17 protein-coding genes are annotated in these 16,392 nt (G+C 54.7%); 9 read left to right on the top strand and 8 right to left on the bottom strand.

The window, feature by feature from the left end; translation table 11 throughout:
- Complete coding sequence (locus AAC622_RS09545; protein ID WP_340261978.1) at positions 1-1,521, bottom strand: deoxyribodipyrimidine photo-lyase; 1,521 nt, start codon at positions 1,519-1,521, stop codon at positions 1-3.
- Positions 1,522-1,626: 105 nt separating this feature from the next.
- Here AAC622_RS09545 and AAC622_RS09540 point away from each other — a divergent pair, with 105 nt between their 5' ends.
- A complete protein-coding gene (locus AAC622_RS09540; RefSeq protein WP_340261976.1) occupies positions 1,627-2,559 on the top strand; it encodes a DMT family transporter in 933 nt (310 codons plus the stop codon).
- On the opposite strand, the gene arsJ is transcribed toward AAC622_RS09540, so the two are convergent.
- From arsJ to trhO, 4 genes are all read right to left on the bottom strand, one after another.
- A complete protein-coding gene (arsJ, locus tag AAC622_RS09535; RefSeq protein ID WP_340261974.1) occupies positions 2,539-3,792 on the bottom strand; it encodes an organoarsenical effux MFS transporter ArsJ in 1,254 nt (417 codons plus the stop codon). The genes AAC622_RS09540 and arsJ overlap by 21 nt on opposite strands.
- A complete protein-coding gene (locus AAC622_RS09530) occupies positions 3,789-4,787 on the bottom strand; it encodes an ArsJ-associated glyceraldehyde-3-phosphate dehydrogenase (protein WP_340261972.1) in 999 nt (332 codons plus the stop codon). Before AAC622_RS09530 ends, arsJ begins: the two co-directional genes overlap by 4 nt.
- A gap of 3 nt (positions 4,788-4,790) precedes the next feature.
- Entirely contained in the window at positions 4,791-5,615 is an 825-nt protein-coding gene (locus AAC622_RS09525) for an arsenate reductase/protein-tyrosine-phosphatase family protein (protein WP_340261969.1), read from the bottom strand.
- A gap of 78 nt (positions 5,616-5,693) precedes the next feature.
- Positions 5,694-6,596 carry an oxygen-dependent tRNA uridine(34) hydroxylase TrhO gene (gene trhO, locus AAC622_RS09520; RefSeq protein WP_340261966.1) on the bottom strand — a complete coding sequence of 301 codons (903 nt, stop codon included), beginning with the start codon at positions 6,594-6,596 and terminating at the stop codon, positions 5,694-5,696.
- A 79-nt stretch (positions 6,597-6,675) separates the two neighbouring features.
- On the opposite strand from trhO, the gene pncA reads away from it, so the two are divergent.
- On the top strand, positions 6,676-7,287 hold the full coding sequence (pncA, locus tag AAC622_RS09515; protein ID WP_340261965.1) for a bifunctional nicotinamidase/pyrazinamidase: 612 nt from the start codon (positions 6,676-6,678) through the stop codon (positions 7,285-7,287).
- Here the strand turns inward: pncA and AAC622_RS09510 are convergent.
- Positions 7,276-8,370 (bottom strand): THUMP domain-containing class I SAM-dependent RNA methyltransferase, encoded by a 1,095-nt coding sequence (locus tag AAC622_RS09510; protein ID WP_340261964.1) that lies wholly within the window; start codon positions 8,368-8,370, stop codon positions 7,276-7,278. The genes pncA and AAC622_RS09510 overlap by 12 nt on opposite strands.
- 67 nt (positions 8,371-8,437) lie before the next feature.
- Between AAC622_RS09510 and pncB the strand changes: the two genes are divergently transcribed.
- Complete coding sequence (gene pncB, locus AAC622_RS09505) at positions 8,438-9,730, top strand: nicotinate phosphoribosyltransferase (protein WP_340261963.1); 1,293 nt, start codon at positions 8,438-8,440, stop codon at positions 9,728-9,730.
- Here the strand turns inward: pncB and AAC622_RS09500 are convergent.
- Positions 9,727-10,695 (bottom strand): MrcB family domain-containing protein, encoded by a 969-nt coding sequence (locus AAC622_RS09500; protein WP_340261961.1) that lies wholly within the window; start codon positions 10,693-10,695, stop codon positions 9,727-9,729. The genes pncB and AAC622_RS09500 overlap by 4 nt on opposite strands.
- Positions 10,696-10,775: 80 nt before the next feature.
- A complete protein-coding gene (gene arfB / locus AAC622_RS09495; RefSeq protein ID WP_340261959.1) occupies positions 10,776-11,192 on the bottom strand; it encodes an alternative ribosome rescue aminoacyl-tRNA hydrolase ArfB in 417 nt (138 codons plus the stop codon).
- A gap of 216 nt (positions 11,193-11,408) precedes the next feature.
- Here arfB and AAC622_RS09490 point away from each other — a divergent pair, with 216 nt between their 5' ends.
- The 6 genes from AAC622_RS09490 (at position 11,409) to moaD (ending at position 16,391) form a co-directional block, all read left to right on the top strand.
- Positions 11,409-11,573 carry a hypothetical protein gene (locus AAC622_RS09490; protein ID WP_340261957.1) on the top strand — a complete coding sequence of 55 codons (165 nt, stop codon included), beginning with the start codon at positions 11,409-11,411 and terminating at the stop codon, positions 11,571-11,573.
- The gene (locus tag AAC622_RS09485; RefSeq protein ID WP_340261955.1) at positions 11,570-12,514 is read left to right on the top strand and encodes a calcium/sodium antiporter; all 945 of its coding nucleotides are present in this window, start codon (positions 11,570-11,572) and stop codon (positions 12,512-12,514) included. Before AAC622_RS09490 ends, AAC622_RS09485 begins: the two co-directional genes overlap by 4 nt.
- A 14-nt stretch (positions 12,515-12,528) precedes the next feature.
- Positions 12,529-13,308 (top strand): SDR family oxidoreductase, encoded by a 780-nt coding sequence (locus tag AAC622_RS09480; RefSeq protein WP_340261952.1) that lies wholly within the window; start codon positions 12,529-12,531, stop codon positions 13,306-13,308.
- A 310-nt stretch (positions 13,309-13,618) separates the two neighbouring features.
- Positions 13,619-15,505, top strand: a complete 1,887-nt coding sequence (gene uvrC / locus AAC622_RS09475; protein WP_445322631.1) for an excinuclease ABC subunit UvrC — start codon at positions 13,619-13,621, stop codon at positions 15,503-15,505.
- An 18-nt stretch (positions 15,506-15,523) separates the two neighbouring features.
- Positions 15,524-16,138: a CDP-diacylglycerol--glycerol-3-phosphate 3-phosphatidyltransferase gene (pgsA, locus tag AAC622_RS09470; RefSeq protein WP_317656587.1), complete on the top strand. Its 615-nt coding sequence runs from the start codon at positions 15,524-15,526 to the stop codon at positions 16,136-16,138.
- Between the two features lie 4 nt (positions 16,139-16,142).
- On the top strand, positions 16,143-16,391 hold the full coding sequence (moaD, locus tag AAC622_RS09465) for a molybdopterin converting factor subunit 1 (RefSeq protein ID WP_340261947.1): 249 nt from the start codon (positions 16,143-16,145) through the stop codon (positions 16,389-16,391).
- Position 16,392: the final 1 nt, after the last annotated feature.

Here is a 16,392-nt window from a genome sequence, read left to right as displayed (position 1 = left end):
CTAATCAAACAGGGACAATTGTGCCGTGGGGTGTTTGGCGGCACGTTTTGTCTTGCGGGGGGATTTGCGGCTGCCATGGCGGGTGAGAACTGCAACCGCGCCCGCCTTGTGATCGGGCGCACGGCGCTTGGCCCAAATCTGATCTTTGGCCCATTTGGCGCGCGCCGCAGGATCAAAGATGGGGTTGGGGTAGGTTCGTCCCAAAATGCCATGCGCGTCAGGATGCAACCACGGGCGGTGCAGGGCATCCCCCGAAAGCTGTGCAAGTTCAGGCACCCAACGGCGGATGAACACCCCATCGGGGTCTTGATCCAACCCTTGCTTTATGGGGTTGTAGACGCGGATCGAGTTGATGCCCGTTGTGCCAGATTGCATTTGCACCTGTGACCAATGAATTCCGGGCTCATAATCGGTGAACATCCGCGCCAGATGCAGGCCCGTTTCGCGCCAATGGAACCACATGTGATAACTGGCAACGGCCATCACCATCGCGCGCATGCGAAAATTCAGCCATCCCGTGTGGTGCAGGGATCGCATACAGGCGTCCAGAAAGGGCAGCCCCGTTTGCCCCGCTTTCCACGCTTCGAACCATGGATGCCCCTGTGGATCATCGCGCAGACCATCATAGGCGGGGTGCATATTCTCCCATTCGATCCGTGGTTCGTCTTCAAGTTTTTGGATGAAATGGCAGTGCCAATAAAGGCGGGATTGAAAGGCGCGCAGGGATCCGCGCCAGTCTTTGTGGCTCGGCCCTTTGGGTAGGGTGCCTGCGCGCTGTGCGGCGGCTTGTGCCACCTCGCGGAGCGAAATTGTGCCGAATGTCAGATGCGGCGATAGGCGCGAGCAGGCATCAGCACCCAAAAGCGGGCTAGACATTGCCGCGCGATAGGGCGCGCCGCGTTCAGTAAGAAAACTATGCAGCAGCGCGCGTGCTGCCATTGATCCGCCGTCTTGCAGATCATCCCCGCCATCAGGCGCAAGGCCGAGATCCGCGGGCTTTGGTAAATCCAAACTGGGGGCCTCGTAAATTTGTTCAAGATGCGGGGTTGCATGGCAGGGATGCGACATCTGCCTGTCCCATTCCCCCGCCCATCCGTTGCGCGAGGGTAAATTTCGGATGACACCGAATTGACGCGGTTCATGCCATGGGATGGATTTCGATTTGCACCATGCTGCCACCCTTTTGTCACGCGCATATGTCCAATCATTGCCCGTTTCTTGATGCGACCACAGCGCGGCAATTGTGTGCGCAGTTGCGATTTCTTCTAGCACCGCAACGGCATCCCCGCGAAGGATCACAAGCGGCTGACCCAAGCGCGCCAATGCCTCCCGCAACTCTCCCAAGGATTGCCGCAGAAACGTCCAATGTCGTGCGCTTGCATCAGGCTCAGCCCAGAAATCAGGTTCAATAATATACACAGGCAAGACGGGCCCTCGGGCTGCAGCTGAGGCAAGGCATGCTTGGTCTGTGACACGTAAATCACGTTTGAACCAGACAAGGTGTACGGGCCATTGTTTCATGTTGAGTTAAAGTAGTCTTAGTTTCGGCCGTGTCAGTAATTTGAATGGTCGACAGTATTAAATTTACAGCCTAACAGTAACTGATAACGCAAAATTGGATTGACGATGCCAACTGTTCCAGACCTCCCGCAGAACATTGTAGTCGCTAAAAATTTGCCTAGAGCTCCCGATAATATTAAGGGCCTGATGTTGATGGGCTTAGGCTTTTTTGTATTCGCCGCTGTTGACACAATGGCAAAGTTTTTGACAGACGGATTCCATCCAATCCAGATTGTTTGGACCCGCCAGCTAGGTCTTGTTTTTGGTGTAATTGTAATATTGCTCTGGCGCGGAACTAAAATCTTAAAAACTGCGAAGCCCAAATTACAATTTTTGCGGGGTGCACTGGCTGTAGGTTCGGCAACCTGCTTTATAACAGGAGTTAGCTTTGTCCCTTTGGCCGATGCAATCTCGGTGACCTTTATAGCTCCACTGATTGTCACCGTACTTGGCGCATTGCTTCTACGTGAAAAGGTGGGCCTACACCGATGGTCAGCTATTTTTGTTGGATTTTTAGGAACACTGATTGTAATTAGGCCAGGCTTAGGGATCGTCCATCCGGCAGTATTTTTGATAGTATTGGCTGCGAGTATGTTTGCGGTTCGCCAAGTCCTGTCCCGTATGATTGCACCCTATGACAATACATACACAACTGTTGCTTACACTGCTCTTGTTGGGGTGGCGGTTATCAGCATACCTCTTCCATTTTTCTGGGCATGGCCAAGCGATAAGAATTCCTTAATCATAATGTTCTTCATGGCAGCGTTTGCGGGCTTGGGCGAGCTTTTGGTGATCCGTGCGCTTGAGATTGCGGAAGCTGTAGTTTTGGCCCCCGTGCATTACTCAATGATATTATGGTCAGTGATGTATGGGTATTTGGTTTTCGCGCAATTACCAGATGGATGGACCCTAATTGGAACCACTTTGATCGTTGCAACTGGTCTTTATACTATGCATCGTGAACGCCTTGCAGCGCGCTCACGCCGTGCTGCGGTTTAGGCGATTTGCGGCGACAGCCGATAAGGCCAAAAATCCGCTTGCTACCATCAAGCAGGCCTCAACCCCGCCCCATTGATAGGCAAGGCCCGATAGGCCCGTGCCCAACAATCGGCCTGCCGCATTCGCCATGTAGTAGAAACCAACATCTTGGCTGACCCGCTCGGACTTCGAAAACGCGAGAATGAGGTAAGAGTGCAGGGCTGAGTTCACGGCAAATATCGCGCCAAAGACCAACAGACCCAAGACCAGCGTCACAGTCAGCCAAGGGGCGGGCGCGCCTGCGGTTGAGGCAGTAATTGCCAAAAGCGCAGGGATTGGCACAAGCGCCAAGGCCCAATGGCGCGCACTTGCAGACAGTTGCCCCAAATCATTGGCCCCTTTGCGCAGGATACGCGGGGCCATGGCCTGAACAGTGCCATAAAGGATGATCCAGACTGCCATGAAGGTGCCAATCGTGAAAAAGGCTGCGCGCCTGCTTTCATCGCTGCCATCGGAAAGAACGGCGTAGAAATAAACGGGGATGCCCACCACAAACCACACATCCCGCGCGCCGAATAAAAAGACGCGGGCCGCAGATAGAAGATTGATATTTTTGTCCCGCGAGATGACGGTGGAAAACTTGGTCGCTTTGTTGCCTTTGGGCAGGCCGTCAGGCATGAAGAAAAGCAGCACCACAAGGATCAGTGCCAAAATAGCTGCCATACCCAACAATGCGGTGTTGTAGCCGTAAAGCGCCAAAAGGCCTGCGCCCAAAAGGAACCCCAATCCCTTTACCGCGTTTTTTGATCCTGTGAGCCAAGATACCCATTTCAGCAATCCAGCCCCTTCGGGTGCCAAAAGTTTGACAGCCGATTTTGAGGACATTTTCGCCAGATCCTTGGCCACGCCTGAGGCCCCTTGCACGGCCATCACATAGGCCACAGATGCGCTGATCGACCACGCAGGATCCAGTGCGGTAAGGGCCAAAAGCGCACCAACCTGTAGGATCAGCCCCGCATATAAGGTGCGGGTCAGGCCAAACCGCGCGGCCAGCCAGCCCGCAGAAAGATTGGTTATGACGCCTGCAATCTCATAGAGCAAAAACAGATAGGCCAGTTGAACGGGACTAAAGCCGCGCTCGTGAAAGGCCAAGAGAACCAACATCCGAAGCGCGCCATCCGACAGCATAAACGCCCAATAAGCCGCTGTTACGGCGATATAGGCGGGCAGGGCGGATGGCTTTGGCGCGGTCATAGACTTGCGCCAACCATGCGCGCGACATCAATCAGGCGATGGGCATAGCCCATTTCATTGTCATACCACGCATAAATCTTGGCCTGCGTGCCATTAATGACCATCGTGGATGGCCCATCCACAATCGAGGATCGCGTGTCATTAGTGTAATCCGCACTCACCAAAGGGCGCGCTTCAAAGCCGAGGATGCCGTTCAGCGCCCCTTCTGCCGCACGCGCGAAGGCTGCGTTGATTTCCGCCGCCGTGGCCTCGCGGTCTAGCTCAAAGACACAATCGGTCAGGGACGCGTTCAACAGAGGAACGCGCACAGCGTGCCCATTCAGCTTGCCCTTCAATTCGGGATAGATCAGCGTGATCGCCGTGGCACTGCCCGTTGTGGTCGGAATCAGTGAGTTCAGCGCAGACCGCGCGCGGCGTAAATCTTTGGCTGGCCGATCTACGATGGTTTGGGTGTTTGTGACATCATGGATTGTGGTGATTGAGCCGTGCTTGATGCCAAATTCTTCCATCATCACTTTGACCACAGGGGCAAGACAATTTGTGGTGCAGCTTGCCGCTGTCACGATGTCATGTGCGGAAGGGTCATAAATCTCGTGGTTCACGCCATAGACGATATTCGCGGTGGGGCCATCTTTGACGGGGGCGGAGACAATGACCTTTTTCACGCCTGCGGCGCAATAGGGCGCAAGGGCCGCAGCTGTTTTAAATTTCCCCGTGCAGTCAATGACCACATCCACCCCCTTAAGGGGCAGGTCATCGATGTCTTTGGTGCCAATAAAAGGAATGCTTTGGTCATTGATGATGACAGCATTCTCTGTTGCTGAGAAAGACGCGGGCCAGCGACCATGCACTGTGTCAAACTCCAACAGATGGGCGTGCATGGCGGCATCACCGACCGCATCATTGATCCAAGCGATCTCTGCGCCCGCCTCAAGCAAGGGTCGCAGCGCAAGCTTGCCGATGCGGCCCAATCCGTTCAGCGCGTAGACAGTCATATTTCAATCCTCTTTAGAAGTCTCTGCGATGTGATCCACCGCATTTTGCAGCGCCGCGCGTTCTAGGCTTTCAAGGGGCAGGGCGGTGAAGGCGGCAATACGATTGCGCAACGCGCCATAGGTTGCCTGAAAAGCCAGCCCCCGCTCAGCAACGCTGCCTTGGGCCTTTACAGGGTCAGGCAGGCCCCAGTGCCCGCTGACAGGCTGTCCCGCCCAAGCGGGGCGATCCTCATTGGCGGCCACATCGCAGACTGTAAAAACAAAATCCATCTGCGGGGCTTCGGGCGCTTGGAAAACGCTAAGATGCTTAGAACTGAGAGCAGAGGTATCATGCCCTTTTTGGCGCAGCACCTTGAGCGCGAGCGGGTTGAGCGTGCTTCGCGGTTGGACACCGGCGGAGTATACGCGAAACCGATCCCCGCCTATATCGCGTAGCAAAGTTTCAGCCATGATGGAGCGTGCCGAGTTTCCCACACAGAGGAACAGCACATTAAATGGCCTGCTGTCATTCTGCGGGTCAGGCGCACAGTCAAACTGAAGGTTTACCCGTCCACGGCAGCACTCTGAAAATAGAGCAGCCATCATATCATGGGTGGTGTCCATCGCTACGCGATAGCGCAGCGAAGTGCCTTCGCGTTCTTGCACGATCAACCCCGCCTGATGGAGTGCGCCAAGATAGGCCGACAAGGTCGAGGGTTTAACCCCCAAAGCAGCACCAATTTCCCCCGCCGCGACCGCATCAGGATAACGGCGCATTAGCAGGCGAAAAATATCAAGGCGCGGGCCATGGCCCAAAGTTGACAGCTGTGTGACGAGTATATTTTCCATATTTCGTGAATAATCGAAATAATGAATCAAGCAAAGCCTCCAATGGCGCTGTCATTAAAAATTCACGGAGAGCCTAAACTAGCCTGCCAAATGGCTTTCACCGCGGGCTTTGGCCAAGGCAATCTGGTGCTGACGTTCGCGGAAACGCGCGCGATCTTCATCGCTGTGCTCGCCCATACATTGATGACAGGAGACGCCTTCTTCGAAATGAGGATGTCTGCGATCTTCGTCAGAAATCGGGCGGCGACAGGCACGGCACAGACCATAAGGCCCCTGTTTAAGGCCGTGACCGACAGAGACGCGTTCGTCAAAGACGAAACATTCGCCCTCCCAAAGGCTGCTTTCTTGTGGCATTTCTTCAAGATATTTTAGGATGCCGCCTTTGAGGTGATACACCTCCTCCACGCCTTGATCCTTGAGGAACGCGGTGGATTTCTCGCAACGGATGCCACCGGTGCAGAACATTGCAATCCGCTTGTTGTGAAAGCGATGTTTGTTTTCCTCCCACCATTGTGGGAATTGGCGGAAACTTTCGGTCTGTGGATCAACCGCGCCTCTGAAAGTGCCAATGGCCACTTCGTAATCATTGCGCGTGTCGATCACAGCGACATCAGGGGCCGAGATCAATTCGTTCCATTCTTCAGGCGCAACATAAGTGCCCACGATTTTGCGCGGATCAGTTTCTGGCACACCCATCGTGACGATCTCGCGCTTCAGGCGCACCTTGAGGCGGCCAAAGGGCATTTCGGTGGCTGTGCTTTCTTTCCATACAAACGCCGCACAACCAGGCAGGTTGCGGATATGGGATAGCACCGCGTCAATACCCGTGCGGCTGCCTGCGATAGTGCCGTTGATCCCTTCGCGCGCCAAAAGAAGCGATCCCTTGATCTCCTGCGCCTCGCAAAGCCCAAGCAGGGGCGCGCGCAACTCTTCGGGCGCGTCAAATCGGGTAAAGTGATAGAGAGCGGCGACAATATACATAGCTGCGCATTTACGCCCTTGCATTGTGCAACTCAACCCTTAGGTGATGCGGCACGCTGCCCTATACGGAGACCATGGTATGAAACCCGCTACTCACGCGCTTTTGGTGATTGATGTGCAAAATGACTTTTGCGAAGGCGGTGCCTTGGCTGTGCCTGAGGGCAGCGCGATTGTGGCGGGGATCAACGCCTTGATGGATGACTATGCCGCCGTGATCCTGACCCAAGATTGGCATCCCGCGGATCATTCCAGTTTTGCAAGTCAGCATGAGGGGCGCGCGCCCCTAGAGATGATTGAGATGCCCTATGGCCCACAGGTTTTATGGCCTGATCATTGCGTGCAAGGCAGCGCAGGGGCGGAATTTCATCCAGAACTTCGCACAAACCGTGCGGATCTGATTATTCGCAAAGGGTTTCGCCCTGCCATCGACAGCTATTCTGCGTTTTTCGAAAATGATCACCAGACCCCCACGGGGCTTAAGGGATATTTGCGCAATCGTGGGATCACGCATCTGACCATGGTCGGATTGGCGACAGATTTCTGTGTCAATTATTCCGCGCAAGATGCCGCAAAACTAGGGTTTGCAGTCGACCTGCGCCGCGATTTGTGTCGCGCGATTGATCTGGGCGGATCATTGGCGACAGCTTTGGATGACATGGCCGCTTTGGGTGTGATGATGTCAAAGTGCTGATTGATAGAGTTTGACCGTTAACCCACCGAAGGCCACGGGGCGGCTCACCTCTGACCATGTCAAACCTGTGGCCTTGGCTAACCCTTCGTCCGATGTGACCATGCCAAATTGCCATCCTGTGAACCGTTCGCGCATGACCGCACCAATGGCGCCGTAAAGCCCAAACAACAATTTGCGATTGCCAATCCGCGCGCCATAGGGCGGGTTCAGAATGACCAACCCTTTTTGCTTTTTCGGTGGTTCAAGCGCGCTGAGGGGCTGACAGGCAAAGCTGGTCCATTCCGCAACACCTGCACGCTCGGCATTGGCGCGCGCGCCTGTGATGGCCCCTTGGTCGCGGTCGAACCCGTAAAATTGCACGGCCTCAGCCTCGCGTGAGGAAAAATTGCGGCGCATTGCAGACCAATCAGCAATCTCAAATCCGGCAAGATCTTCAAACGCAAAGCGGCGCGCACGCCCTGCGGGCAACCGCGCGGCAATCTCGGCGGCCTCAAGCAAAAACGTGCCAGAGCCACACATCGGATCAACCACAGGCATCCCGCCATGATAGCCGCAGGCCCGCAAAAACGCGGCTGCAAGGGTTTCTTTCATGGGCGCTTTGCCGATGAATTCCTTGGCGCCCCGTTTGTGCAAGCTCTCACCGGATGTATCGAGGCTGAGTGTGCAAAGATCATCTTCGATGCGCAGTTTGACAACAATCAGCGCCTCAGGATTCGGTGTGTTGCCAAGCGCCGCGCTGATTGCCCCCTCAATTCGTTCCGCAGCTGCGCGTTGGTGGTAAATCTTTGATTTGCGGCAGGTGGCCTCAACGCGCCAAGCTCGATCAGGACGCAAAATGCTGGCCCAATCCAATTTGCGTGCGCGCTTGTCCAATTGTGCCAGATGCATCGCGCGGAATTCCGCGATACGGATCAATACGCGTCCCGCGCAGCGCAGCCAGAGATTGGCACGCATTGCCTCAGCGAGATCACCCTGACAGATCACACCCCCTGCCACAGATTGCACGCCCGAGAAGGATAAGCTGCGCGCCTCCTCGGCGAGGATATCCTCCAATCCTGGGGTGCCTTGCAGGAAAATTTCCATCGCTCTTGCCTTTATGGCCTATGATTTGCTCTAAACGGCGCGAAACACGCCTGCTTGGAGCCTAGCCATGGTCGATATCGCCACCCGTGTCCATAACCATCGCTGGAGGATTGACCCGATCGTGCGCTCGCTGATCGACACGGATTTCTATAAATTGCTGATGTGTCAGTCGGTCTTTCGCAATAGGCCCAAAACCCAAGTCGCATTTTCACTGATCAATCGCACAACGCGCATCCCGCTTGCGCATCTGATTGATGAGGGTGAATTGCGTGAGCAATTGGATCATATCCGCACCCTGCGCCTGACGCGGGGCGAAAGCACGTGGCTGCGCGGGAATACATTTTATGGCAAGCGCCAGATGTTCCGCCCCGATTTCATGGAATGGTTCGAGGCGCTGCAACTGCCCCCCTACCATCTGGAACGGGTGGGGGATCAATATGAGCTGACCTTTGAAGGCGCATGGCCCGAGGTGATGCTTTGGGAAATCCCCGCGCTAGCAGTTTTGATGGAACTGCGCGGGCGCGCTGTCTTGAAAGACATGGGTAAGTTCGAGTTGCAGGTGCTGTATGCCCGCGCGATGACGAAGCTTTGGGAAAAAATCGAAAGAGTGCGCGCGATTGAGGGCCTGCGCATTGCCGATTTCGGCACCCGCCGTCGCCATTCCTATCTGTGGCAGGATTGGTGTGTGCAGGCGATGATTGAAGGTTTGGGGGGTAAATTCGCGGGGACCTCAAATTGCCATATCGCGATGAAGCGCGACATTGAGGCAATTGGGACGAATGCGCATGAATTGCCGATGGTCTATGCCGCCTTGGCCCGCGATGATACGGAACTGGCCCGCGCGCCCTATGATGTTCTTGCGGACTGGCATGAGGAACATGATGGCAATCTGCGCATCATCCTGCCTGACACCTATGGCACGGTGGGGTTCCTCAGGAACGCGCCCGATTGGTTGGCGGGTTGGACGGGTATTCGTATCGACTCAGGCCAACCCGAGGCGGGGGCCGAGGCCGCGATTGACTGGTGGAAATCGCGCGGCGAAGACCCTAAGCAGAAATTGGTGATCTTTTCAGACGGGTTGGATGTCGACCGCATCGCCGAGCTGCACGCCAAATTTTCAGGCCGCGTGCGCGTATCCTTTGGTTGGGGCACGCTGTTGACGAATGATTTCCGCGGGCTGGTCGAGGGCGATGCGCTTGCCCCCTTCTCGCTGGTCTGCAAAGCCATCCGCGCTGACGGCCGCCCCACAGTTAAACTGTCTGACAACCCCGAGAAAGCGATGGGGCCAAAGGATGAAATCGCACGCTATAAGCGCGTGTTCGGGGTGGGGGAACAGGAACGGGTTGAGGTGGTGGTTTAGGGGATTATCAGTCTGAGATACTTAAATCTCGTTTGTTCCTTAAGATGGTCAATATCGCTTGTGTCCATTTGCTTGTGGATCATACGATGGCAGGTCGGACAAAGCACAAGGAAATCATCTGGAACTATATACCTTTTTGTCTGTCCTTCAGATAGGGTTTGCAAAGGGGCGCAGTGGTGAACATCCAATGGTATGTTGATAGCTGGCCCCCGATAATTCCAGTCGATGCGCGGATCCAAGCCACAACATTCACAGACCGCTTTTCGAACTGAGAGGACTTCGCGGCGTACCTTACCCGAACGCTCAATTTTGCGAGACAATGCGTAGCGCCTAGTTTCATCAATGTTGCTCGAGTTTGCTTCAGCATACATCATGTCACTTGGGGTCGATCCGCCTCTCTCGATAAGTGTTTGGTAGGCGGCCAGCATCTTTTCGAGATCGTCGCACACCACCTTTTCATTCAAATCCGAAAGGCTATATGTCCGACCAAAGGAATGTCCGGCAATATAGCCCGATGGCAAGTCTTCGTCGGAACCCAAATCGATCGTTCCGGTATCAAATAGTCCTGCATACTCGGGCACTCTCTGCGCCATATCCAGAGCCCGGCGCTGCAGCACTTGTCGTCCGTTAAGCCTGCCAAATTCTTTGTACACTGCGGTAGTGCCTTGGTTCATTGACAGAGTAACAGTACGTGTTTGTGGGTTGATTAAGTAGACAACATAAAACCCCTTAGTCGCGGATTCTGTTTCCAGAGGATCAAAAAAGGCTAACCATGGAACAGCGGCCCAATTACCTGCACCGAAACTAGCCTTCAATTTAAGTTCATAAGGCTTTCCAAATAGTTGCTTCTTCGCTTCTGCTGCGACGTCACGGCGAACGAAATTCCCAAAGTCGCTATTGGAAAAGGGCTTCATGCGCTCATGGGCGTAGTCTCTTGCAATCTTGCCGAGCATTTCAGCGAGCATATGTCCTTCATTTTTGTGTTTAATTTATCACATAATGTTGCTTAGGAATAATGCATTTTTAAAAATGGGGGGATCACCTCTCATCCCTCCACCTTCCCCCGTCCTGCCTTCACCTCGGCGCGCAGTTTTTTGCCCTTGATCCGCCGTTCCACCGATCCCTTCGTGGGGCGGGTGGGGCGGCGGGGTTTGGGCGCGACCAAGGCCGCGCGGATCATCTCGGCCAGTCTTTCGCGTGCGATCTCGCGGTTGCGGGCTTGGCTTCTGGTGTCTTGCACAAAGATCACCACCGCGCCGTCTTTTGTCCATTTCTGGCCCGCGATGCGTTCCAAACGGCGTTTGACGGACGCGGTCAGATGGGGGGAGCGGGCAGCCTCAAACCGCAGCTCGACCGCCGTTGAGACCTTGTTCACATTCTGACCGCCTGGCCCTTGGGCGCGGGTGAAGCTTTCGGTCAATTCCCAATCGGCAATGGTGATCTGGTCGATGATGGTCAGCATCTGGGTCCGCCTTGCGGGTTTGTGCGAGCATCATAGCGGGCAAAGGCGGATAATCCCAGTCGCGATCCGTTGCCCCAAGCCCGTAAGATTTCGCAGATGACGCCCCTTGTTTGAAGGGGGGGGCATCGTTACATGGGGGGCTATGATGAAAAGACCACTCCGCCCTCATCTTGCACAAGCCCCTTGGCCCCCTGTTTTTGGGCGGATTGATTTGTGATGCTAAAGATCATCAGCCTTTTTCTAATTTTTATGGCCGTGCTTGCCATGTTTGGAAAGCTGCGCCTGCCCAAGTTCAAATCGCGCAAGCCGCGCTTTCCCCCAGATCCCCTAAAGCGTGATCCGCTAAAACGTGATCCGAGAGACGAGGACAAACCTCAATGACCGCGCATATTGCCTTGGCTGTTTTGGGCTTGGTGATCCTTGTTCTTGCGGGGGATGCGTTGGTGCGGGGGGCTGTCAACCTTGCGTTGCGGTTGGGCATTTCGGCCCTGGTCGTCAGCCTGACCGTGGTGGCTTTTGGGACATCTGCGCCAGAATTGTTGGTGTCGATCCAAGCAGTGCTTGGTGATGCACCAGGCTTGGCATTGGGCAATGTTGTGGGGTCGAACATCGCCAATGTTCTTTTGGTCTTGGGGCTGCCCGCAATTATTTCCTGCCTTGATCCCAGTGTCTCGGACACGCGCAAGAATTACGTTTTCATGCTCTGCGCCAGTTTGGTCTTTGTCGTGCTTGCGTTTCTGGGGCCCTTTATCTGGTGGCATGGTCTGATCCTTCTGGCGGTTTTTGCGCTGATATTGGGGGATCAAATTCGTCATGCCTTTGCAGGTGATGCGCCCGAGGAATTACCCGAAGAATTGGAAGAAGCTGATCCGTCCATGCCCTATTGGAAGATTGGCATGTATCTCGGGCTTGGCTTGATTGGTCTGCCTTTGGGGGCGGATCTCTTGATTGATAGCGCCACAGAAATCGCGCGCGCCTTTGGCGTGTCGGAGGTGGTCATTGGTTTGACCCTGGTGGCCCTTGGCACCAGTTTGCCCGAATTGGCGACATCTGTTATGGCCGCATTGCGCAAACATGCAGATGTGGCCTTGGGCAATGTAATTGGCTCGAACATCTTTAATTTGGTTTTCATTTTTGGGTTCGCCCCTTGGTTTGGCGCCATTCCCGTGGATAGCGAATTCCTGCGCTTTGATCTTTGGGTGATGTTGGGCACTTCGCTGATCTTGCTGCCTTTCGTGTTTTTCCGGTGGCGCATGGGGCGCGCGGTGGGACTTCTCTTTGTGGCGCTCTATATCGGCTATGTAAGTTTCTTATTGCACTAGTCGGAGGTTTACAGATGCCCGCAGCTTTGGTGACAGGCGCAGGTCAGCGCTTGGGTCAGGCAATGGCGATTGCATTGGCACAGGCGGGTTACGATGTGGCGATCCATTATGCCTCATCCCGCGAAGGGGCTGAGGCGACCGCGGCAGCCGTTCGGGCCGCAGGGCGTCAGGCGGTTCTGGTGCAGGCCGATCTTTTGGATGAGGCGGCGACACAGGCCCTTTTGCCCGAGGCCCGTGCGTCAATCGGGGCGGCTTTTTCGGTTCTGGTCAACAACGCCTCCATATTCGAGCATGATACATTCGGGGGCCTCACCCGCGAGAGTTGGGATCGACATATGAATTCCAACTTGCGCGCGAGCGTGGTCTTGTCGGAGGCTTTTGCCGCGCAGGCCCCCAAAGCCGTGCAAGATAGCGGCGGTGAGCCGCGCGCAACCTCAGTCATCATCAACATGATCGACCAAAGGGTGCATAAGTTGACCCCCGATTTTGTCAGCTACACATTGGCAAAATCCGCATTGTGGACATTTACCAAAACTGCCGCGCAGAATTTAGCGCCCGATATTCGCGTAAATGCCATTGGGCCCGGCCCAACATTGCGCGGGGGAAGGCAGGATGCAGCGGCCTTTGCCCGCCAGAGACAAGCCACAATTTTGCACCGTGGCGCCGATTTGGACGATATCACCGATGCGCTCATCTATTTGGTGAAAGCTAAGGCTGTGACAGGCCAAATGATCGCCGTGGATGGGGGGCAGCATCTGGCTTGGGCGACCCCTGATGTTATAGGGGCAGAATAGGTATAATTTTTTATTATGATTAGAGTTTTCCACTGCGGTTCCTTAGGTAACGTTTAGGTAAAGTTTAAGTAACGATTTAATCACAAAGCCCCGCTGGAAAAGAAAATAATTAACAAATTCAAATAGTTAAAAAGACGCCTAAAAATTGTGCAATTCACAGAACCCTCCGAAAAACAAAGAAAAATTTCGATGCTTCAAGGGTTTTCCGCAGGTTTATCCACAGGTTTAGTGGACATATTTTCTCTTGAACTTGGCTGCTCTTCGTTGCAGCGCGAATTGGAATCAGGGCAGGCTTTGCGTCATGGATGACATGTTAGAAAACAGCGTGGAAATTAGCCCCTCAGGAGATGCGCCGCGGCAGGGGCATGAGGTCATTCGCGACTACCTTAAGACGCTAGATCAAAGCCCTGGTGTTTATCGCATGCTCGATGCGCAGAGCCGCGTTTTGTATGTTGGCAAGGCGCGTGCCCTCAAGCGGCGGGTGTCGAATTATGCGAAACCCTCGGGGCATAGTCCGCGTATCGCGCGGATGATTTCGGAAACTGCTTCGATGATGTTTCTGACCACGCGCACCGAAACCGAGGCGCTGCTGTTAGAGCAAAATCTCATTAAGCAGCTCAAGCCGCGATACAATGTTTTGCTTCGTGACGATAAAAGCTTCCCGAATATCGTAATCGGGGCAGCGCATGATTTTCCGCAAATCCGCAAACATCGAGGCGCCAAGACGGAGAAAGGTCAGTATTTTGGCCCCTTTGCTTCGGCGGGGGCGGTTAATCGCACGTTGAACCAATTGCAAAAAGTGTTCTTGCTGCGCAATTGCAGCGACACGACTTTTGACAGCCGCACGCGGCCCTGTTTGCTCTACCAGATTAAGCGGTGTTCTGCGCCATGTGTTGGCTATATTAGCGCATCAGAATACGCCGCGAGCGTGGCTGATGCCGCGCGGTTTTTGCGCGGGAATTCCACCGAAATTCAAGAGCAGCTTGGCGTGCAAATGGCCGAGGCTGCCGAAGCGATGGAATATGAGCGCGCTGCAGCCCTGCGCGACCGCATCCGCGCGCTGACGCAAGTGCAGGGCACCCAAGGGATCAACCCACAAACTGTGCGTGAGGCCGATATCATCGCCTTACATATGGAGGGCGGTCAGGCCTGTGTTCAGGTCTTTTTCATCCGCGCCAACCAAAACTGGGGCAACCATGACTATTACCCGCGCTTGGGTGGTTCTGAATCCCCCGATGAGGTCATGGAGGCCTTTTTGGGCCAGTTCTATGATAACAAGGAACCCCCACGCCAAGTGATCCTGTCGCATGGGCTGGAGGAGGCCGAGCTGATGGAGGCCGCTTTGGGCCAAAAGCGCGGTGGCAAGGTTGAGATCCTCGTGCCACAGCGTGGCGAAAAGGCGGAATTGGTTGAGGGGGCATTGCGCAATGCCCGCGAAAGCCTTGCACGGCGTATGGCCGAAAGCGCCACCCAAGCAAAATTGTTGCGCGGTTTGACCGATGCGTTTGGCCTAGATGGCGCGCCCGCGCGTATAGAGGTTTATGACAACTCGCATATCCAAGGCGCACATGCCGTTGGGGCCATGATTGTTGCGGGGCCAGAGGGCTTTCTCAAAAGCCAATATCGCAAATTCAACATCCGCGGGGATGATCTTACCCCCGGGGATGATTTTGGCATGATGAAAGAGGTTCTAACGCGCCGCTTTCAGCGCCTCCTTAAGGAAGACCCTGACCGCAAATCCGATGCTTGGCCTGACTTATTGCTTATCGATGGTGGGGCGGGGCAGATCAGTGCTGTTGCTGAGATCATGGGGGATCTGGGTGTTGACGATGTCCCCTTTATCGGTGTCGCCAAAGGTGTAGATCGTGATGCGGGCAAGGAAGAGTTCCACCGCTATGGGGCGCGTCCCTTTGCGCTTAAGCGCAATGACCCTGTGCTCTATTTTATCCAACGCCTGCGCGATGAGGCGCATCGCTTTGCGATTGGGGCGCATCGCGACAAACGATCAAAGGCGATTGGCGCGACCCCGTTGGATGAGGTTCCCGGCATTGGCGCCACCCGCAAGCGGGCGCTTTTGGCCCATTTTGGAAGTGGTAAGGCCGTGTCGCGCGCAGATTTGGCAGATCTAAAGGCGGTAGAAGGAATCTCAGATCGGATGGCAGAAACCATCTATGCCTTCTTCCATGACGGGGCGTGAGCGGATAAGATCGAACCTATGACATGGACACTTCCAAATATTCTGACGGTGCTTCGCCTGTTAGCCGCGATTGCGGTCGGTGTGGTGTTTGCAATCTTTCCGCGTCCGATTGCCGATTGGGTGGCATTGATCCTGTTTATCGGCGCAGCCACCACCGATTATCTGGATGGATATTTGGCTCGCAAATGGGCGCAAGTTTCCCGTTTCGGTGCCATGCTTGATCCGATTGCGGATAAGGCCATGGTGGTGATCGCCTTGGCAATCTTGGTCGGGCTGTTTGATCTATCCGTGGCCCTGATCACACCTGTTGTTCTTATCCTATTTCGCGAGGTCTTCGTCTCTGGCCTGCGTGAATTCTTGGGCGCGGATGCAGGGCGACTTAAGGTTACAAAACTCGCCAAATGGAAAACCATGGTACAGATGGTTGCGATTGTCTTGATGTTCTTATGGGCGATTGCAGAGCATAATATGCACAATGACCATTCATTTGGCACCTTTGGCTTGCACGTGCTGCGCGATGCTTTGGCGTGGGGTGGCATGGGGATGTTGTGGCTTGCAGCCGTTTTGACCTTTGTCACAGGGTTTGATTACTTCCTCAAAGCCTTGCCATTCCTCAGTGACCAGAAAGGCTGACGGGATGATTGAACTGAGATATTTCGCATGGTTGCGCGAACGCATTGGCGCGGATCGCGAGATGATCAGCACCCATGCGGCAACAATCGCCGAGTTGATTGCTGAGCTGCGCGGTAAATCTGACGCGCATGACTTGGTGTTTTCGGATCTATCCGCTGTGCGCGCGGCGGTTGATCAGGAATTGGTCGATTTGGATCATCCCGTTCAGGGCGCGCGCGAGATTGCCTTTTTCCCACCAATGACGGGGGGCTAGG

The sequence above is a fragment of the Roseobacter sp. HKCCA0882 genome, from assembly GCF_037805225.1.
Taxonomy (GTDB): domain Bacteria; phylum Pseudomonadota; class Alphaproteobacteria; order Rhodobacterales; family Rhodobacteraceae; genus M30B80.
Note: the sequence above shows the minus strand (reverse complement) of the source record. Positions and strands in the feature narration are given on the sequence as shown.

Excerpts from the sequence above, each read along its gene's own strand:
- AAC622_RS09545 (WP_340261978.1), bottom strand. The coding sequence starts at position 1,521 with ATGAAACAATGGCCCGTACACCTTGTCTGGTTCAAACGTGATTTACGT.
- AAC622_RS09540 (WP_340261976.1), top strand. The coding sequence starts at position 1,627 with ATGCCAACTGTTCCAGACCTCCCGCAGAACATTGTAGTCGCTAAAAAT.
- arsJ (WP_340261974.1), bottom strand. The coding sequence starts at position 3,792 with ATGACCGCGCCAAAGCCATCCGCCCTGCCCGCCTATATCGCCGTAACA.
- AAC622_RS09530 (WP_340261972.1), bottom strand. The coding sequence starts at position 4,787 with ATGACTGTCTACGCGCTGAACGGATTGGGCCGCATCGGCAAGCTTGCG.
- AAC622_RS09525 (WP_340261969.1), bottom strand. The coding sequence starts at position 5,615 with ATGGAAAATATACTCGTCACACAGCTGTCAACTTTGGGCCATGGCCCG.
- trhO (WP_340261966.1), bottom strand. The coding sequence starts at position 6,596 with ATGTATATTGTCGCCGCTCTCTATCACTTTACCCGATTTGACGCGCCC.
- pncA (WP_340261965.1), top strand. The coding sequence starts at position 6,676 with ATGAAACCCGCTACTCACGCGCTTTTGGTGATTGATGTGCAAAATGAC.
- AAC622_RS09510 (WP_340261964.1), bottom strand. The coding sequence starts at position 8,370 with ATGGAAATTTTCCTGCAAGGCACCCCAGGATTGGAGGATATCCTCGCC.
- pncB (WP_340261963.1), top strand. The coding sequence starts at position 8,438 with ATGGTCGATATCGCCACCCGTGTCCATAACCATCGCTGGAGGATTGAC.
- AAC622_RS09500 (WP_340261961.1), bottom strand. The coding sequence starts at position 10,695 with ATGCTCGCTGAAATGCTCGGCAAGATTGCAAGAGACTACGCCCATGAG.
- arfB (WP_340261959.1), bottom strand. The coding sequence starts at position 11,192 with ATGCTGACCATCATCGACCAGATCACCATTGCCGATTGGGAATTGACC.
- AAC622_RS09490 (WP_340261957.1), top strand. The coding sequence starts at position 11,409 with ATGCTAAAGATCATCAGCCTTTTTCTAATTTTTATGGCCGTGCTTGCC.
- AAC622_RS09485 (WP_340261955.1), top strand. The coding sequence starts at position 11,570 with ATGACCGCGCATATTGCCTTGGCTGTTTTGGGCTTGGTGATCCTTGTT.
- AAC622_RS09480 (WP_340261952.1), top strand. The coding sequence starts at position 12,529 with ATGCCCGCAGCTTTGGTGACAGGCGCAGGTCAGCGCTTGGGTCAGGCA.
- uvrC (WP_445322631.1), top strand. The coding sequence starts at position 13,619 with ATGTTAGAAAACAGCGTGGAAATTAGCCCCTCAGGAGATGCGCCGCGG.
- pgsA (WP_317656587.1), top strand. The coding sequence starts at position 15,524 with ATGACATGGACACTTCCAAATATTCTGACGGTGCTTCGCCTGTTAGCC.
- moaD (WP_340261947.1), top strand. The coding sequence starts at position 16,143 with ATGATTGAACTGAGATATTTCGCATGGTTGCGCGAACGCATTGGCGCG.